This window comes from Rhodospirillaceae bacterium (assembly GCA_028819475.1).
Taxonomy (GTDB): Bacteria; Pseudomonadota; Alphaproteobacteria; order Bin65; family Bin65; genus Bin65.
In genome coordinates this window covers 43224-60324 of sequence record JAPPLJ010000013.1, presented here as the reverse complement: position 1 = coordinate 60324, position 17101 = coordinate 43224, and the positions used below count along the sequence as shown (strand labels likewise).

Annotated in this window: 15 protein-coding genes and 1 tRNA gene; 11 read left to right on the top strand and 5 right to left on the bottom strand. The window is 63.7% G+C overall.

Features of this window, described 5'->3' with window-relative positions:
- Nucleotides 1-117: 117 nt before the first annotated feature.
- Nucleotides 118-1626: a 2-polyprenylphenol 6-hydroxylase gene (gene ubiB, locus OXM58_03190; GenBank protein MDE0147352.1), complete on the bottom strand. Its 1509-nt coding sequence runs from the start codon at nucleotides 1624-1626 to the stop codon at nucleotides 118-120.
- Nucleotides 1627-1651: 25 nt separating this feature from the next.
- Complete coding sequence (locus tag OXM58_03185; GenBank protein MDE0147351.1) at nucleotides 1652-2407, bottom strand: class I SAM-dependent methyltransferase; 756 nt, start codon at nucleotides 2405-2407, stop codon at nucleotides 1652-1654.
- 159 nt (nucleotides 2408-2566) lie between these two features.
- Between OXM58_03185 and OXM58_03180 the strand changes: the two genes are divergently transcribed.
- From OXM58_03180 to OXM58_03165, 4 genes are all read left to right on the top strand, one after another.
- Nucleotides 2567-3370 carry an SDR family NAD(P)-dependent oxidoreductase gene (locus OXM58_03180; protein ID MDE0147350.1) on the top strand — a complete coding sequence of 268 codons (804 nt, stop codon included), beginning with the start codon at nucleotides 2567-2569 and terminating at the stop codon, nucleotides 3368-3370.
- Nucleotides 3371-3506: 136 nt separating this feature from the next.
- Nucleotides 3507-5321, top strand: coding sequence for a translation elongation factor 4 (lepA, locus tag OXM58_03175; protein MDE0147349.1), 1815 nt, complete (start codon nucleotides 3507-3509; stop codon nucleotides 5319-5321).
- Between the two features lie 189 nt (nucleotides 5322-5510).
- The gene (locus OXM58_03170; protein ID MDE0147348.1) at nucleotides 5511-5813 is read left to right on the top strand and encodes a DUF4258 domain-containing protein; all 303 of its coding nucleotides are present in this window, start codon (nucleotides 5511-5513) and stop codon (nucleotides 5811-5813) included.
- 47 nt (nucleotides 5814-5860) lie between these two features.
- Complete coding sequence (locus OXM58_03165) at nucleotides 5861-6382, top strand: helix-turn-helix domain-containing protein (GenBank protein ID MDE0147347.1); 522 nt, start codon at nucleotides 5861-5863, stop codon at nucleotides 6380-6382.
- Between the two features lie 12 nt (nucleotides 6383-6394).
- Here OXM58_03165 and OXM58_03160 read toward each other — a convergent pair whose 3' ends face one another.
- The 3 genes from OXM58_03160 to OXM58_03150 all read right to left on the bottom strand — a co-directional run bounded on the left by OXM58_03160 (nucleotide 6395) and on the right by OXM58_03150 (nucleotide 9498).
- A complete protein-coding gene (locus tag OXM58_03160) occupies nucleotides 6395-7618 on the bottom strand; it encodes a DUF3644 domain-containing protein (protein MDE0147346.1) in 1224 nt (407 codons plus the stop codon).
- 243 nt (nucleotides 7619-7861) lie between these two features.
- Nucleotides 7862-9034: a Fic family protein gene (locus OXM58_03155; GenBank protein ID MDE0147345.1), complete on the bottom strand. Its 1173-nt coding sequence runs from the start codon at nucleotides 9032-9034 to the stop codon at nucleotides 7862-7864.
- Between the two features lie 170 nt (nucleotides 9035-9204).
- A complete protein-coding gene (locus tag OXM58_03150) occupies nucleotides 9205-9498 on the bottom strand; it encodes a hypothetical protein (protein ID MDE0147344.1) in 294 nt (97 codons plus the stop codon).
- A gap of 168 nt (nucleotides 9499-9666) precedes the next feature.
- Here OXM58_03150 and OXM58_03145 point away from each other — a divergent pair.
- From OXM58_03145 to OXM58_03115, 7 genes are all read left to right on the top strand, one after another.
- Nucleotides 9667-9757 (top strand) — tRNA-Ser (locus tag OXM58_03145).
- Nucleotides 9758-10076: 319 nt separating this feature from the next.
- Nucleotides 10077-11480 carry an ammonium transporter gene (locus tag OXM58_03140; GenBank protein ID MDE0147343.1) on the top strand — a complete coding sequence of 468 codons (1404 nt, stop codon included), beginning with the start codon at nucleotides 10077-10079 and terminating at the stop codon, nucleotides 11478-11480.
- 92 nt (nucleotides 11481-11572) lie between these two features.
- Nucleotides 11573-11914 carry an STAS domain-containing protein gene (locus OXM58_03135; protein MDE0147342.1) on the top strand — a complete coding sequence of 114 codons (342 nt, stop codon included), beginning with the start codon at nucleotides 11573-11575 and terminating at the stop codon, nucleotides 11912-11914.
- 260 nt (nucleotides 11915-12174) lie between these two features.
- Nucleotides 12175-13314, top strand: a complete 1140-nt coding sequence (locus OXM58_03130) for a SpoIIE family protein phosphatase (protein MDE0147341.1) — start codon at nucleotides 12175-12177, stop codon at nucleotides 13312-13314.
- Nucleotides 13311-13727 (top strand): ATP-binding protein, encoded by a 417-nt coding sequence (locus OXM58_03125; GenBank protein ID MDE0147340.1) that lies wholly within the window; start codon nucleotides 13311-13313, stop codon nucleotides 13725-13727. Before OXM58_03130 ends, OXM58_03125 begins: the two co-directional genes overlap by 4 nt.
- Nucleotides 13724-14920: an ABC transporter substrate-binding protein gene (locus OXM58_03120; GenBank protein MDE0147339.1), complete on the top strand. Its 1197-nt coding sequence runs from the start codon at nucleotides 13724-13726 to the stop codon at nucleotides 14918-14920. The genes OXM58_03125 and OXM58_03120 overlap by 4 nt, the downstream gene beginning before the upstream one ends.
- Nucleotides 14917-17073, top strand: a complete 2157-nt coding sequence (locus OXM58_03115; protein MDE0147338.1) for an ATP-binding protein — start codon at nucleotides 14917-14919, stop codon at nucleotides 17071-17073. The genes OXM58_03120 and OXM58_03115 overlap by 4 nt, the downstream gene beginning before the upstream one ends.
- Nucleotides 17074-17101: the final 28 nt, after the last annotated feature.

The window sequence follows — 17101 nt, the reverse complement described above, 5'->3', positions numbered from 1 at the left end:
TCTGACACGCAAATGAAACAATTTTGTCTCATATTTAACTAATTAGTATCAATACGTAATTCAACCCCCCTCAGCCGGTTCGATTCCGACGCAAACGCCAGGTCTTTCGACCGCTGTTCAGAACAGCAGCGCCAGCGCCGCGGCGGCCAGCAGGGCGATGGCGGCCCAGTAGGGCCATTGCCGGGCCGGCGGCGCGGGCGGGTCCGTTTCGTCCGGCCGGCCGAGCCGTTCGAGCGCCCGGTCGAGGTTGCGCATCGTGGCCGGCAGGCGCTCGGCCGCCTCCGCGACGGCGCGCAGCTGTTCGGCAATGCGGGCCTGCGGGCCGCGGTGTTCGCGCATCCAGGCTTCGATCAGCGGCCGGGCGAGCGTCCACATGTTGATGTCCGGGTTGAGCGTGCGGCCGACGCCCTCGGTCACCAGCATCGTCTTCTGCAGGAGCAGCAGTTGCGGCTGCGTCTCTATCTCGAACCGTTCGGTGACCTGAAACAGCAGGCCGAGCAGCCGGGCGATCGAGATGTCGTGCAGCGGCCGGTCGAAGATCGGCTCGGCGATCGCCCGCAGCGCCAGCGCGAAGGCGGCGCGCGACTGGTTCGGCGGGATGTAGCCGGCGCGGAAATGGACGTCGGCGACCGCCCGGTAGTCGCGGCTCAGGAAGCCCATCAGCATGTCGGCCAGGTAATAGCGGGTTTCGCGGTCGAGCCGGCCCATGATGCCGAAATCGACGGCGACGATCCGGCCCTCGGCGTCGACGAAGGCGTTGCCGGGATGCTGGTCGGCGTGGAAAAAGCCGTCGCGGAACACCTGGTTGAAGAACACCGCCGCCGCATTGCCGAGAATCCCGGTCGGGTCGTGGCCGGCTTCGATCAGGCGGTCGCGCTGGTCTACCGGAATGCCCTGGATCCGCTCCAGGGTGAGCACCCGGCGGCCGGTGCGCTCCCAGTCCACGTCCGGCGTGCGGAACGTCGGGTCGTCGTCGAAATTTTCCGCCAGTTCGCGCGCGGCGGCGGCCTCCATGCGCAGGTCCATCTCCACCCGGGTCGAATCGGCGAAGGTCTTCACCACCTCGACCGGCTTGAGTCGCCGCAGGTCGGGCCGCAGGCGGTGCACCAGGCCGGCGACCCAGTAGAGCAGGTCCAGATCGCGCGCGAAGGCGGCCTCGATATCCGGGCGCAACACCTTGACGGCGACTTCCCGGCCATCGGCCGTAACGGCGAAATGCACCTGGGCGATGGAGGCCGCCGCGACGGCCCGGTTGTCGAACTGGCGGAACAATTCGCCGACCGGCCGGCCGAATTCCTCCTCGATCATGCGCCGCGCCAGCGCGCCGTCGAACGGCGGCAGCCGGTCCTGCAGCGCCGCCAGGTCGCCCGCGACCTGCTCGCCCAGAAGGTCGGGCCGGGTCGACAGCATCTGGCCGAGCTTGATGAAACTCGGGCCCAGGCGCTGGAGCGCCAGCGCCAGCCGTTCGCCCGGCCGGCCCGCGATCTCCCGCTTGCGGAAGCGCCGGCCGATCCACAGCGCGAAGGGCGCGATATGAAGCTGTTCGAGCGGGAACAGGGCATCGTGGCGCGCCAGCGTATAGGCGATGGCAATCAGCCGGGAGACGTTGCGGACGGAGCGGAACATCGGGCGCGCGCCGGGCCGCCGGACCCTATATCCGCCAGCCCGAATGGATGGCGACGATGCCGCCGGTGAGATCGCGCCAGTTCACCCGGGCGAACCCGGCGCCGGTCATCATGGCGGCCAGTTCCGGCTGCGGCGGGAAGCGGCGGATGCTTTCTACCAGGTAGCGGTAGGCGTCGCCGTCGCCGGTCACGATCTCGCCGATGCGCGGCAGGACGGCGAAGGAGTAGCGGTCGTAGAGTTCGCCCAGCAGGGGGATCGAAACGGCGCCGAATTCCAGGCACAGGAACCGGCCGCCCGGCCGCAGCACCCGGCGCATGTCGGCGAGCGCCGCCGGCTTGTCCGTCACGTTGCGCAGCCCGAAGGCGATGGTCACGGCATCGACGCTGCGGTCGGGCAGCGGCAGCCGCTCGGCGTCGCCGCACAGCCAGTCGACGCCCTCCAGGAGGCCCCGGTCGATCCCGCGGTCCCGCCCCTGAGCCACCATGCCGGCGTTGATATCGCAGACGATGGCCGGTCCGCCGCCCCGGCGCCGCCACAGGAAGGCGACGTCGCCGGTGCCGCCGGCCACATCGAGCAGAGTGCGGCCGGCCGACGGGCGCAGCATCGCGATCATCTCGCGCTTCCACAGCCGGTGCAGCCCGCCGGACATCAGGTCGTTCATCAGGTCGTAGCGCGCGGCGACGCTGTCGAACACGCCGCGCACCAGGTGCCGCTTCTCGTCCGCCGCCACGGTGCGGAAGCCGAAATCGGCGCTGTCGTTGCTATCGGCCGGATTTGTCATGGATCACAGGTAAGCGCGCGCGCGCCGTGCCGCCAGCCGCCTTGTTATCGCATGGGGTTATCGCATCGGAGGCCGCACGGCGGGCTTCCGGATTCCGGAAAGCCGTTCTGCGGCGCGGGTGCTGCTGGCCATTCGCGCTGTTCCGGCTATGCTCCCGCTATGACCATCGAGACTGCTCCGTCCCCCGCCGGACGCCTCGCCGGGGCGACGGCGCTGATCACCGGCGCCAGCCGCGGCATCGGCCGGGCGATCGCCGAGGCTTTCGCCCGCGAGGGCGCCGACCTGTTCCTGAGCGCGACTGCGCGCACCAACCTTGCTGAAATCGAGGCGCATGTCGGCGCCGCCGGCCGCCGGGTCGCAACCGGGGCGGTGGACGTCGCCGACGAGGCGAGCGTCGAGGCCCTGTTCGCCGCGGCGGTCGAGGCCTTCGGGGGAATCGACATCGTGGTCAATAATGCCGGCATTTACACCGGCAAGCCGTTCACCGAATACACGGCGGACGAGTTCGACCGGGTCATGCGGGTCAACGCCTACGGCACGTTTCACGTCATGCAGCGGGCCCTGCGCCACATGCAGGACCGGGGCCGCGGCAAGATCGTCAACATCGCCTCGACCGCGGGCAAATGGGAGAGCCCGAACCAGGCGGCCTACAACGCCTCGAAACATGCGGTCGTCGCGCTGACCCGCTGCGCCGCGCTGGAGAACGCCGCCGCCGGCATCCGGGTCAACGCCATCTGCCCCGGCTTCGTCGAGACCGACATGATCGGCGAGTTCGAAAGCCATGCCGAGCGGGCGGGGATGGACTTCGACGCCTTCAAGGCGGCGATGGTGTCCAGGATACCGACGGGCCGATTGCTCCAGCCGGAAGAGATCGCCCATATCGCGGTCTATCTCGCCTCGCCCGAATCCGACGGCATGACCGGCCAGACCATCTCCATCTCCGGCGGCATGCGGATGGGCTGATCCGGATTCTCCGCCGCGCCGGATTGCGGACCGGAATTCCGGCATTGGCGGCGCGGCGGTGCGGTGCTACCTCCCGGCCAGCCGTGCGGCGACGAAGCGCCCCGGCGCCTGGACCCGTCCTTCCTGCCCCGCCCCGATGACTAATTCCCCGACCGACATCGCGCAGATCCGCAATTTCGCGATCATCGCCCATATCGACCACGGCAAGTCGACGCTGGCCGACCGGCTGATCCAGCACACCGGCGGGCTGACCGAACGCGAGATGAAGCAGCAGGTCCTCGACAGCATGGAGCTGGAGCGCGAGCGCGGCATCACCATCAAGGCGCAGACCGTGCGACTGGAATGGACCGGGCCGGACGGCCGGACATGGTTCCTCAACCTGATGGACACGCCCGGCCACGTCGATTTCTCCTACGAGGTCAGCCGGTCGCTCGCCGCCTGCGAGGGCGCGCTGCTGGTGGTCGACGCCTCCCAGGGCGTCGAGGCGCAGACGCTGGCCAACGTCTATCTGGCGCTCGACGCCGACCTCGAGATCATCCCGGTGCTCAACAAGATCGACCTGCCGGCGGCCGAGCCCGGGCGCATCCGCCGGCAGATCGAGGACGTGATCGGGCTCGACGCCTCCGGCGCCCTGCCGGTCTCGGCCAAGACCGGGGCCGGGGTCGAAGACCTGATCGCCGCCCTGGTCGCGCAGGTGCCGCCGCCCCGGGGCGACGCGGACGCGCCGCTCAAGGCGCTGCTGGTCGACAGCTGGTACGACCCCTATCTCGGCGTCATCATCCTGGTGCGGGTGCGTGAGGGCCGGCTGCGTAAGGGCCAGCGCATCCGCATGATGGCGACCGGCGGGGTCTACGAGGCCGACCGGGTCGGCGTGTTCACGCCCAAGCGCGCGCCGGTCGACGCGCTCGGCCCCGGCGAGATCGGCTACATCACCGCCGGCATCAAGACGGTGGCGGACTGCAAGGTCGGCGACACCATCACCGAGGACCGCCGCCGCACGGCCGAGCCGCTGCCCGGCTTCCAGCCCAGCCTGCCGGTCGTGTTCTGCGGCATCTTCCCGGTCGATACCGGCGAATTCGAGCATCTGCGCGAATCGCTGGAAAAGCTGGCGCTGAACGATTCGAGCTTCCACACCGAGCCGGAGACTTCGGCGGCGCTGGGCTACGGCTTCCGCTGCGGCTTCCTCGGCCTGTTGCATCTGGAAATCGTGCAGGAGCGCCTCGCCCGCGAGTTCGATCTCGACCTGATCACCACGGCGCCGAGCGTCGTCTACCGGCTTCACATGAACGACGGCGCTGCGCTCGAATTGCACAATCCGGTCGACATGCCCGACGAGACCCGGATCGCCGCGATCGAGGAGCCGTGGATCCGCGCCACCATCCTGACGCCGGACGATTATCTCGGCGCTGTGCTGGCGCTGTGCACCGAGCGGCGCGGCGAGCAGCTCGATCTCACCTACGCCGGGTCGCGCGCGATGGCGGTCTACCGGCTGCCGCTCAACGAGGTGGTTTACGATTTCTACGACCGGCTGAAATCGGTCACCCGCGGCTATGCCAGCTTCGACTACCGGATGGACGGCTATCGCGAAGGCGACCTGGTCAAGGTGCAGATCCTGGTCAACGGCGAGCCGGTCGACGCGCTCTCGATGATCGTGCCGCGCCAGTCCGCCGAGCAGCGCGGCCGGGCGATCTGCGGCCGGCTCAAGGAGCTGATCCCGCGCCAGCTGTTCAAGATCCCGATCCAGGCGGCGATCGGCGGCAAGGTGATCGCGCGCGAAACCATCTCCGCCCTGCGCAAGGACGTGACCGCCAAATGCTATGGCGGCGACGTCACCCGCAAGCGCAAGCTCCTGGAGAAGCAGAAGGCCGGCAAGAAGAAGATGCGCCAGTTCGGCAAGGTCGACATCCCCCAGAGCGCCTTCATCGAAGCGCTGCGGATGGGGGAGGATTGAGGGCGTTGCCGATCACCATGCGCCGAAGGCATTCGGGGTCTTGCGACCGTGATGGATGAACTTGATAAAATATCAAATCCATGTTGCCCAATCCAATTGTGAATGTTAATATCGATGCAGTCAGTAATCCGAGCAGGGAGGAATTCGCCATGCGCTATATCGATTTTATTGGAAGGCAGAGTTGTTTCGATGCCAAATTCTGCAGACTATGGGCGTCAATCCAGCGAATTGAGGTCACTTTCTAAGAATCCGGCGATCGATTTTGCCTTTACGAGGCATGCCGCTGAAAGAATGATGCAGCGTCAAGTTACGAAGCTTGACGTTTTGGCTGCGCTTCGAAATGGCCGGGTCATCGATGCCGGGTTGCGGGAAGGCGAGACGTCCTGGCTTGCGGCCGGCGACGATCTGGACGGGAGAGCCCTCAGGATCGTGGTTGTGCCCTATCCGTCAGAAAACGTCATCAAAGTGGTCACGGTCTATGAACCGGACTAGTTCGCTGCCCGTCGGCAATCCCGAAACCGTTTGCCGAAGAGCGAGACATGGAAATCAAACGCCGAATTGTGAAGTCCGAGACGCTGGCGGTCCATGAAGAAAATCTCATGGGCATGCCAGTCATTCTGAAGGACGCGGCGGTCGTCGAAACCGACGCCGCCGGTGACGAAACCGTCACGATTCCGGACATGGATGCCTTGGTGGCCGCGATTGCGGTCAACCGGTGCCTGGAGCCCGGAAAGCTGACCGGCGGCGAAATCAGGTTCATGCGCAAGGCCCTTGGGATGACGCAATCGGCATTCGCCGAAACGCTGGAAATCGACCCGGCGACGGTGTCGCGTTGGGAGAACGATGGACAGGTGCTGGGCGGGTTTGCCGAAAAATGCCTGCGCCACCTTGTGTGCGACACGTTTCACGCCGAATTTCCACACTTCGACTACGATCCCAAGCGCATTTCGTACATGAAGATAATGGTGCCGGCCCAAGGGGAGCGGACAGAACCGATGGTCTTCGTCAGGGTGCGAGGCATTTCAGACCAAATGAATATCTGGGGCCGGCAGGCTGCTTAGTTGGCCAAATAATTATTCTTCCTGGACTTCCGTCGCAGTCATAAAGTCCTCAGCGTTTTTCCGGCAGTACTCACGCACAATTTTTAGCCAACTGTCATACCAGTACCATTGACCCGAAATAAGGACGCCGAGATTTTTCTTTGGATTTTTAGCGTCTAGAGCCTTCCACAAATCCGTATGCTTCGAAATTGTGAAGCGGTTATATCCTTCTCCCTGAATCTGATTCACTATATCGGACGGTCTGTATTTGGGTTTCTCAACTTCTTTTAGTAAGACGCGATTTATTTCTGCCTCTTCTTCTGAACCTGGTTTGACAAATTCGATTGCCATATCTGAGCTACTAACTCTATTTGCCGATTTCTGAACAAAAGCCACTCGATAAGCAAAACTTGGATCAATTTGCTCTTCCAAGGTCATGCTTTCATGAAATTTATTTATCATAGTTTCTATGTGTTCTGGTAGATGGCGAGCTCCTATTATCACACCTGCTTGCTCAGAGCTGAAAGTCACAAACTGTAAAGCGATCGGCAATCTCTTCTCTAAACCGTATTCTTGACCAAATAGCCTCTTGATGGAATTGTTGAAATTCAAGCAACACGCCTGAAGTTTAGCGCTAATCGCTTCATCTATTCTATTCGTGGATCGATGCTCGATTTCATGGCGAATTTCTATCAGAAATTCAAGATTTCTCTTGATCCCCTTCTCAAGAGGGCATGCGTCGGCGCGAAGGCACCTAGAAAGGTCCCAGTATCTTTCTGCACCGCAATTTGTTGCCTCGATAGTTTTCTTTCCATTAGTATGTTTGTAGTGCCGATAATCTATTTTTTCGCGCTTAAAGTACGCATGCATCAAATATGTCCATGCAATTACCGCAGTTACAATGAACAACTCAGCTCGAAAATTCAATCCAGCGCTATTGAAGATATGAACTGCTGCGATCATAGCTTCTCGCGCTTTAATCAGTAACTCATCGTTATCAATGCTTAATCCAGTAGAAGAGTCAATTCTAGGCCAGTTCACAAGAAATTCGTTCAATTCATTAGCCGTAACCGGTACAACAGTGCCGCGACGTATTCCTTTACGTATTTCACCAATTACACGATGATTAATGGTTCTTGTAGGACGCGTGAAAAATGCGAGTATTTCTTGATCATTGTAGTTGCCCTTCTTAAGCATTGCTTTAACTAGGGCGACTTCCCAATTCTCCAAGTCATGTCGATGTTTTTTCTTTGGCATTTCGATTTTGCACAAATTACGGTTGAGATGTCATTCCAAATTGCGATAACGGGACATTAAGTCTTCGCATGGCTCTTTGCATATAGTTTTGGTGGACAACGGTTCGTTAAAACAAGCTTCTTACGTAGAATAGAGAACTCGTCAACCCATCCAATGTACTACCGATGTGTCGTGCATGTCCATTTATAATTCGAAAATCTGCCAAAGACCTATCGTGAGATATCTTCCAGCCGGATTCGCCCCTCAAATGGCCTCCGTCCCCCGGCTGAGGATATTGAGATAGGCGTCGTAGACGTACAGGCGTCCGCGCTGCTTGCCGGTAGTCTCCCGGAGGATGCCGAGCCGTTCCAGGCGCCGGATTGCGCTGGCGACGGTGGGCGGCGACAGTTGCAAAACCCGCGCGGCTTCGGGGACCGATACGAAGGGATGCCGTTGCAGGCGCTGGTGCACCCGCAGGGCTGAGGCCGCGGACTGGCCGAAGCGTTCGATCCGCCGCCGGTCCGTCTCGAACAGGTCGCGCAGTTCGCGCGCCGTATCGGCGGCCTGCCGCGACGTTTCCGCGATGCCTTGCAGGAAAAAGGCGAGCCAGGCCTCCCAGTCGCCGCGTTCGCGCACGGCCTGCAGGAGATCGTAGTAGGTCTGCCGATAGGTCTTGAGATACAGGCTGAGATAGAGGATCGGCTCCTTGAGAATCCCCTGCGCGCAGAGCAGGAAGGTGATCAGGAGCCGGCCGAGACGGCCGTTGCCGTCGAGAAAGGGGTGGATCGTCTCGAACTGGACATGGACGAGGCCCGCCTTGACCAGGGCCGGAATCTCCGGCGTGTCCGCATGGATGAATTTCTCCAGGTCGGACATGAGGTCGAGGACCTGGCCGGGCGGCGGCGGGACGAACACGGCGTTGCCGGGGCGGCTGCCGCCGATCCAGTTCTGCGTTCGCCGGAATTCGCCGGGTTGCCGCTTGCTGCCGCGCCCCTTCGACAGCAGTATCTCGTGAATTTCCCGGATCAGGCGCAGCGAGATCGGAAAGTCATCCCGGATCCGGGCGAGGCCGTGATCCATGGCCGCAACATAATTTGCGACATCCTGGACGTCGTCGAGCGTCACCCCCGGCAAATCCGCCCGTTCGAACAGCAGGAGCTCGGACAGCGACGATTGCGTGCCTTCGATCTGGGACGAGAGCAGCGCCTCCTTCCGGACATACATGTAGAGGAACAGGTCAGTATCCGGCAGGATCGAGGTCATGCCGTCGAGCCGGCCCAGCGCGAGGTTGGCGTCTTCCAGCAAGCTGCCGAGCCGGTCCATTCGAACCGGCGGCGTCGGCGGCAAAGGCGGCGGTATGAAGGCCTCGACCCTCTCCCCGACCGTCGATAGCGTCGCCTTGCGGCCGAGCCGCGATGGCTCCAATTCGGACGACATGGTTAAGGAAAATTCTTTCGCTAGCCGTTTCTTAACGAAAATATAGCGCACTATTCTTTCATTAGTATCCCTATAACGAAAAATTTAGACATGATTCTTTCGTTAACCTAATCTTTACGAAAAGTTCTTTGCACTATTCCGGGTGCGCGCGGCTCTGTTCGGGCTGCCCTCTAGTAGCGCGGGCGGGACACCATCCAGAGCAGGACACCCGGCACGAGAAAGACGGCGTAGGCGGCGGCGCCCCAGAAATAGGGGATGAGTATCGACTGGTTGAAACTTGCGCCGAAGGTCTGTTCGAGAAAGTGCGCGGCGCCGAGTTGCGCGGACTGGTCGATCCACAGCCAGAGCTGGGCGAAGACCACGGGCTCGAACGCGCCGGTCTTGAGCAGTTCGACCGCGGCATGGCCGAAGATCCCGATCCCGGCCAGGAGCAGCAGCCAGGCGAGTATGCGGAAAACGATCATTGCGCCTCGTTGAATTTGCCGGCTTTGCGAGCCCGCCCGGCTTGCTAGCAGGTTCGGCCGCCCTGCGCCAGTACGGGGGCCAGTACGGGCGCCAGTGCGGGCGCCAGTACGGGCCGGCCGGCGGGGCTTGGCGCGCCGGGGGGCGGTTGCTACATATCGGAGCCAGGCGGATGGGTGGCCGAGCGGTCTAAGGCGCACGCCTGGAAAGTGTGTATACGGTGATCCCGTATCGTGGGTTCGAATCCCACCCCATCCGCCATTCGCCTGCAGCACTCGCCGAAGCGCCGAAGCAGGCCCGAACCCGCGGCGCGCCCGGGGCCGCGGCCGATCTGCCGGATTGGAACCGGATCGCGCCGGCATTTCCCATCTGCACGGCGGCAAACGGCGAAATTGAGCGCTTCCGCCGGTAACACCGCTTGACAGCGCACGGCTGGTCGGGGACAAATTGCTACCCGCCGCAGGATAGTTCGAGAACTGCCGAATCATTTTAGCGGCAGTCGCCGGATCGGTCGCTCGCGTCGTCGCCGCCGGTTCGTTTCCTGAGTTCGAGACGGGAACCGACGGGAAATGGGGCCGTCATGACTTTTCATAGCCTTCGCCGCTGCGGAATCCGCAGCCGTATTCCGGCGGTCCTTGTCCCGGGGCTGAGCGTTGCCGCATTACTCTCGCTCGCGCCGTCGCACGCCTTCGCCGCGCTGAACGACGAAACGCAGTTCGTTCTGAACAGTTTCTCGTTCCTGATCTGGGGCGCACTGGTGATGTGGATGTGCGCCGGGTTCACCATGCTCGAAGCCGGCTCGGTGCGCACCAAGAACGCGTCGGTCATCTGCCTCAAGAATATCGGCCTCTACTCCATCGCCGGGCTGATGTTTTACTTCATCGGCTACAACATCATGTATGTCGGCGTGCCGGAGGGCGGCTGGTTCGGCACGCTCACGCTGTTCTATGGCACCACGGCCGACGAGGTGACGCTGCTGACCAGCGAGGACGCGGCGGCCAAGGCGGCGGCCGGCGCCGCCGTGGTCAAGAACGGCTATTCGACGATGTCCGACTGGTTCTTCCAGATGGTGTTCGTCGCCACGACCGCCTCGATCGTCTCCGGCACCATGGCCGAGCGGGTCAAGCTGTGGTCCTTCTTCGCCTTCATCACCGTGCTGACCGCGATCGTCTACCCGGTCGTCGGCGCCTGGACCTGGGGCGGCGGGTGGCTCTCGGCGATGGGCTTCAAGGACTTCGCCGGATCGACCATCGTCCACTCGACCGGCGGCTGGGCGGCATTGGCCGGCGCCATCGTGGTCGGCGCGCGCAAGGGCAAGTTCCGGGACGACGGCAGCGTCAAGTCGACGCCGCCGTCGAACGTGCCGGCGGTAACCCTGGGCGTGTTCATCCTGTGGCTCGGCTGGTTCGGCTTCAACGGCGGTTCGCAACTGGCCCTCGGCGGCGCGGCCGACGCCGTGGCGCTCGCCAATATCCTGGCGAACACCAATCTCGCTGCAGGGGCGGGTGTGATGGTCGCCATCGCCCTGTCGCGGCCGCTGCTCGGGCGCGTCGACCTGCTGGCGAGTCTGAACGGCGCAATCGGCGGCCTGGTCTCGATCACCGCGGCGCCGGATATCGCCGAACACTATTGGGCCGTGGTCATCGGCGGCGTCGGCGGTGCGATCGTCGTGGTCGGCCTGATGCTGCTCGAACGGCTTAAAGTCGATGATGTCGTCGGCGCGGTGCCGGCCCATCTGTTTGCCGGAATCTGGGGCACTCTGGCGGTGTGCATTGCCGGCGGCGGCGATTTCCTTGTACAACTCATCGGCATTGCGGCCATCGGCGCTTTCGTTTTTGCCGCCTCATGGGCTATATGGTCGGTGCTCAAGCTGACGGTCGGCGTGCGCGTCGCGCCGGTGACCGAAGATTTGGGCCAGGACGTGGCGGAACTGGGGATCGAGGCTTATCCCGAATTCGTCGTCCTCCCGGAGAGCGACGATTGAGGACAGGACAGTCTTTTCAGGAAAAAAGGGGTGATGCCTGCGGGTGCGGGACGAAGCGTCCGGCGCGGCGGGAATATCGCGGAGGGTAAACGATGGTGAATGTGACGACCGAACGAATTGACGACGTTCTGTCCGCCGATGTGGAGGGACGCATCGACGGCTCCAATGTCGTCCAGTTCGAGGAAGCGGTCAGAACCGCGATCGAAGACAGCGACCGCGCCGTGATCATGGATTTCGAAAAGCTGGTCTACATCAGCAGCGCGGGGCTGCGCGCCATTCTGTTGACCGCCAAGTCCCTCCAGAACCGCGACGCAAAGCTCCTGCTGTGCTCCCTTTCCGACCGGATCCGCGAGGTTTTCGAGATCAGCGGATTCGACAAGATCCTGCCGATACACCCGTCAAAGGCAGAAGCGCTCGACTCGCTGAACCGCTGACACCGGCGGCACCGTTCGCGCCCGACGTCCGAATTCAACGCGCGATGAGGCTGTTCCGAAAAAGCAATTGACATCCAGACTTCCGGCAGGCGCGGATCGGCGTTTCCGCTGCCGCCGGGATGCCCACGCGGCGGTCAGCGCAATCGCCCGAACGGGACCGCCTCCGGCACATCCGGTTCGGCCCGATTCCGGAACGGGACTTCGGGCGGCGAAACGACGAGGAGGGCGCCATCAAACGGGGAGCCAACAAGATCCTGGTTGTGGACGACGAGCCGGATGTCGAACGGCTCGTACGTCAGCGCATGAGGCGTGAGATTCGCGCCGGCGAATACGAGTTCGTCTTTGCCGGCAACGGTGTCGAAGCGCTCAGGGAACTTCGGGAACACCAGGATATCGACATGGTCCTCTCGGACATCAACATGCCCGAGATGGACGGCCTGACCTTGCTCGAGCAGATACCGTCGGTCGATCCCAATGTCCGCTCGGTCGTCGTGTCCGCCTATGGCGACATGAAGAATATCCGCACGGCGATGAACCGGGGCGCTTTCGATTTCGTCACCAAGCCGATCGATTTCGACGACCTGCGGATCACAATTTCGCGAACCCTGGAGACGATCGAACTCTGGCGCTCGGCGCTCGAATCCCGCGACAAGCTCGTCGTTCTGGAGAACGAACTCAGCCTCGCCAACCGGATGCAGCAATCCATCCTGCCGACGAGTTTCCCCGAGACCGATCAGTATCAGGTCTTTGCCAGCATGGAGGCGGCGCGCGACGTCGGCGGCGATTTTTTCGACCTGATGCCGATGGAAGGCGGTCGCATCGGCCTGGCGGTAGCCGACGTATCCGGAAAGGGAATCCCGGCGGCGATGTTCATGATGTCGAGCCGGACCCTGCTCAGGGGCGCCGCGATCGGCCAGTCCGATCCGTCGAAAATCCTGCGCGAAGTCAACCAGCTGCTGTGCGAGAACAACGACACGGCGATGTTCGTCACGCTGTTTCTCGGCGTATTCGATCCGGCCACGGGGGAATTCGTCTATGCCAACGGCGGACACAATCCGCCGGTGATTTTCCGGGCCGACGGCACGCCCAGCCTGTTGCCGACGACTGACGGGATCGCGCTGGGCATCTTCCCCGACATCGCCTTTCAGGAGAATGCGATCACGCTTGCGCCGGGCGATTCGGCCATTCTCTACAGCGATGGCGTGACCGAGGCGGAAAACGAGGAAGGCGAACAGTTCGAGCTCGACCGTCTCTACGATGTGTTCGCCGAATCGCCGCCCAGCGACGCCCGCGCGGCCACGGCGGATGTTCTCGAGGCGGTGAAGGTGTTCGCTGACGGCGCGCCCCAGTTCGACGACATCACCTGCCTCATACTGCGGCGCGGAGAGGGGGCTGAGTGAGCGCGGAGCTGTCCCTGCAGTTGTCGGCGACGCTCGACGACATTGCGCGGCTCCACGAGGAGCTTGAGGCGTTTGCGGCGCAGCAGAGCTGGACGTCCAAGCTCGAATTCGAGGTGAAGCTGGTCGTCGAGGAGCTGTTCACCAACGTCATCAACTATGGCGGTTGCCCCGGCGAAACCGTGCAGATCGATTTTGTGTCGGAACCGGGCCGGCTGACCATCGAAATGGCCGATAGCGGGCGGCCTTTCGACCCGCTGGTCGATACGCCCGACGCCGATACGGTGTCGGCCGTCGAGGATCGCGCCATCGGCGGGCTCGGCGTCCATCTGGTCCTCACGATGATGGACGAGGCGAGCTATCGGCGGGACGGCAACCTCAACCGTTTGACGCTGGTCAAGCGGAGAGAGGAATGACGCGTCCGCCGAGCCGGTGGTCGGTGGCACTGCTGGCTGCGGCGCTTTTCGCGCTGGCGCCCGCCGCGGCGGGCCCCGCCGGCGCAGCCGAACAGGGCGTTTCCGCCGCACGCGTGCTGTTCGGCCAGTCCGCCGCCTTCAGCGGCCCTGCCGGTGACTTGGGCCGGAACATGCGGCTGGGCATTGAAGCCGCCTTCGCCGAGATAAACGAAAAAGGCGGCGTCCACGGCCGGCGGCTCGAACTCCGGTCGCTCGACGACGCCTACGAGCCCGAAGCGGCCATCGCGAATACCGCGAAACTGGCGAAGGAAGAGGGCGTCTTCGCCCTGATCGGCGCCGTCGGCACGCCGACCTCGCGATCCGCGGTGCCGGTCGCGGCATCTGCCGGCGTGCCCTATGTGGCGCCGTTTACCGGCGCCGAATTCCTGCGCGATCCGAAGTTGCGGATCGTCGTGAACCTGCGGGCTTCCTACTACCAGGAAACCGAGGAAATGGTGGCGCGCCTGATCGGCGATCTCGGCATCGAGCGGATCGCGGTGCTGTACCAGGACGATACATTCGGCCGGGCGGGGTATCGCGGCGTGATGCGCGCGCTCGAACGCCGCGGGCTGAAACCGGCGGGAACCGGCGTGTATCCGCGCAACACCACGGCGGTCAAGACCGCCCTGCTCGATCTGCGCAGCGCCAATCCCGGCGCGGTCGTCCTGGTCGGCGCCTACCGGCCGGTGGCGGCCTTCATCGCGTGGGCGCGCCATATCGGTTTCGATCCGGTGTTCATGACCATCTCCTTCGTCGGCAGCAACGCCCTGCGCCGCGAGCTGGGATCGGGCGGCGCCGGCGTCTTCGTGACTCAGGTCGTCCCGTTTCCGACGGCGGACCGGCCGCCCGTTCTCAAGGCCTACCGCCGGGCGCTGGCGAGGCATGCGAAGGGCGGGCAGCCCGGCTTCGTTTCCCTCGAAGGATATCTGGCCGGGCGCCTCGCCATCGCCGCGCTCCGGGACTGCGGTCCGCAGCCGGACAGGGCCTGTTTCCTGGATCGGCTGAGGCGCAAGAAAGAGATCGACCTGGATGGGTTCAAACTGCGCTTCGGCGCCAGCGACAACCAGGGATCGGACAGCGTCTTCCTGACGGTCATCGACAGGGATGGCCGGTACCGCCCGGTCGAGACACTCCGGGATTCGGCGGCACAGTGATCCCCCTTCCCAGAAGCCTGTCGACGCAGCTCTACCTCGGCATCGGGGGCGCTGTGGCCTTCACCATCGTCGCCAGCCTGGTCGGCTGGATCTCCTTCGACCGCGTCGGCGACGTGCAGAACCGGGTGAACGAAGGCAGCGTGCCCGAAATGGCCGCGGCGTTCGCGGTTGCCCAGCAAAGCGGCACGCTGGTCGCCGCCGCGCCGCGCCTGACCGCCGCCGCCACGCCCGGCGAACTGGCCCGGATCGCCGGCGGCATCGCCCGGGACCGAAAGGCGTTCGAAGCGCAGCTCAAGGCGCTGACCGACATCGAGGGCGTGGCGTCCCGGTCCGGGCCCCTGCGCCGGAGCGGCGAAGCCCTGATGGCCAATATCGAGGCGATCGAGGTCTCGATGGCCAAACGCTTCGACCTGGCCGGGCAGCGCCAGGCGCGGCTCCGGGAATTGACGGAATTGCGCGGCCGGCTGGTCGGCAACCTGATTCCGCTGATCGACGACCAACTGTTCTTCGCGGTGACCGGGTACCGCCAAATCGGCCAGCCGCCGGCGCCGCGCGCCGAACATGCCTCCGAGGCGGCGATCACCCGCTATCGCCATCTCGCCGAACTCAGGTCCGACGCGACGACCGGCGTCCAGCTTCTGGCGACCGCGCTGAACATTTCCGACGCCTCCTTGCTCGAACCGTTGCGCGAGAGCTTCGAAGCCACCTCCCGCGGCATCAAGCGGCGCCTGTCGAGTCTCAACGCCACATCGCTGGGTGAGCGGCTGACCGCGCCGTTTGCGCGGCTGATCGCGCTGGGCGAAGGGCCGGACAATGTGTTCGGGCTGCGCGCCGGGGAACTCGCCGTCGACAGCCGCCAGCGCAATCTCCTGGAGCGCAACCGCAGCCTGGCCGTCGAGCTCGTCGCCGGGGCCGAGGGCCTGGTCCGGGCCGCCCGCGCCAACGTCCAGCAGGCGACCCTCGCCTCGGCCGAGGCGATCCTGACCGGGCGCAATCTCCTGCTGCTGATCAGCGCCGCCAGCGTGGTCGGTGCGGTGCTGCTGTCCTGGATCTATGTCGGCCGCTTCCTTTCGCGCCGGCTGGGGCGCCTGTCCGACCGAATGCGGCGCATGGCCGAAGGCGACCTCGAGGCCGAGGTGGATATCGGCGGGCGCGACGAGGTCGGCGAAATGGCGGCGGCGCTCGAAGTCTTCCGCCGCCACGCGCTCGAGGTGCAGCGCCTGAACCTGGTGGAGAAGCTGGCCGAGGAACTCAAGGGCAAGAACGATCAGCTCGAGACCGCGCTGGGCGAACTCGAAAAGGCCCAGGATCAGATCGTCATGCGCGAGAAGCTTGCCGCACTCGGCGAACTGACCGCGGGAGTCGCCCACGAAATCAAGAATCCGCTGAATTTCATCAAGAATTTCTCTGAAGTCTCGGTGGAATTGATGGAAGAGATGCTCGAGGAGGTCCGCGCCGTATTGAAAGACCGCGAGGGAGACGACGAAGACGACACGGCCGGGCTGATCGAGGAAATCGCCGGCGATCTCACCGGCAACCTCAAGGCGATCCAGGAGCACGGCCAGCGGGCGAACAATATCGTCCAGAGCATGCTCCAGATGGGCCGCGGCTCGGGCGAACGCCGGCCGGCAGACATCAACGCCCTGCTGTCGGAACATGCCAGGCTCGCCTATCACAGCGCGCGCGCCAGCGATTCAAACTTCAATATCGAGATTCAGGAGGACTTGGACTCCGCGGTCGGAGAAATCGAGGTGATCCCCCAGGATCTCAGCCGGGTCTTCCTGAACATGGTGACCAACGCCTGCTACGCGACCCGCGAAAAGCGCATGGCGCTGAAGGAGACCGACCCGGACGCCGTCAAGCTGAAGGAGGGCGGCGCCGACTACGAACCGCTGCTGCGGCTGACAACGCGGAGCCTCGACGAGAGCGTAGAAATCCGCATCCGGGATAACGGCGGCGGCATCCCGGACGAACTGGTCGAGAAGATCTTCCATCCCTTCTTCACGACCAAGCCGACCGACCAGGGCACCGGGCTCGGCCTCGCGCTGTCCAGCGACATCATCCGTCAGCACGGCGGCAGCATCCGGGTCGAGACGGAAGCCGGCCAATTCACCGAAATGATTGTCGAACTGCCGAAATCGGCGCCTGCCTAGCCCGGGTTTCTCACAGGAAATCGGGGCG

Excerpts from the sequence above, each read along its gene's own strand:
- OXM58_03120 (MDE0147339.1), top strand. The coding sequence starts at position 13,724 with ATGACGCGTCCGCCGAGCCGGTGGTCGGTGGCACTGCTGGCTGCGGCG.
- OXM58_03140 (MDE0147343.1), top strand. The coding sequence starts at position 10,077 with ATGACTTTTCATAGCCTTCGCCGCTGCGGAATCCGCAGCCGTATTCCG.
- OXM58_03150 (MDE0147344.1), bottom strand. The coding sequence starts at position 9,498 with ATGATCGTTTTCCGCATACTCGCCTGGCTGCTGCTCCTGGCCGGGATC.
- OXM58_03180 (MDE0147350.1), top strand. The coding sequence starts at position 2,567 with ATGACCATCGAGACTGCTCCGTCCCCCGCCGGACGCCTCGCCGGGGCG.
- OXM58_03135 (MDE0147342.1), top strand. The coding sequence starts at position 11,573 with ATGGTGAATGTGACGACCGAACGAATTGACGACGTTCTGTCCGCCGAT.
- ubiB (MDE0147352.1), bottom strand. The coding sequence starts at position 1,626 with ATGTTCCGCTCCGTCCGCAACGTCTCCCGGCTGATTGCCATCGCCTAT.
- OXM58_03165 (MDE0147347.1), top strand. The coding sequence starts at position 5,861 with ATGGAAATCAAACGCCGAATTGTGAAGTCCGAGACGCTGGCGGTCCAT.
- lepA (MDE0147349.1), top strand. The coding sequence starts at position 3,507 with ATGACTAATTCCCCGACCGACATCGCGCAGATCCGCAATTTCGCGATC.
- OXM58_03160 (MDE0147346.1), bottom strand. The coding sequence starts at position 7,618 with ATGCCAAAGAAAAAACATCGACATGACTTGGAGAATTGGGAAGTCGCC.
- OXM58_03155 (MDE0147345.1), bottom strand. The coding sequence starts at position 9,034 with ATGTCGTCCGAATTGGAGCCATCGCGGCTCGGCCGCAAGGCGACGCTA.
- OXM58_03185 (MDE0147351.1), bottom strand. The coding sequence starts at position 2,407 with ATGACAAATCCGGCCGATAGCAACGACAGCGCCGATTTCGGCTTCCGC.
- OXM58_03170 (MDE0147348.1), top strand. The coding sequence starts at position 5,511 with ATGCCAAATTCTGCAGACTATGGGCGTCAATCCAGCGAATTGAGGTCA.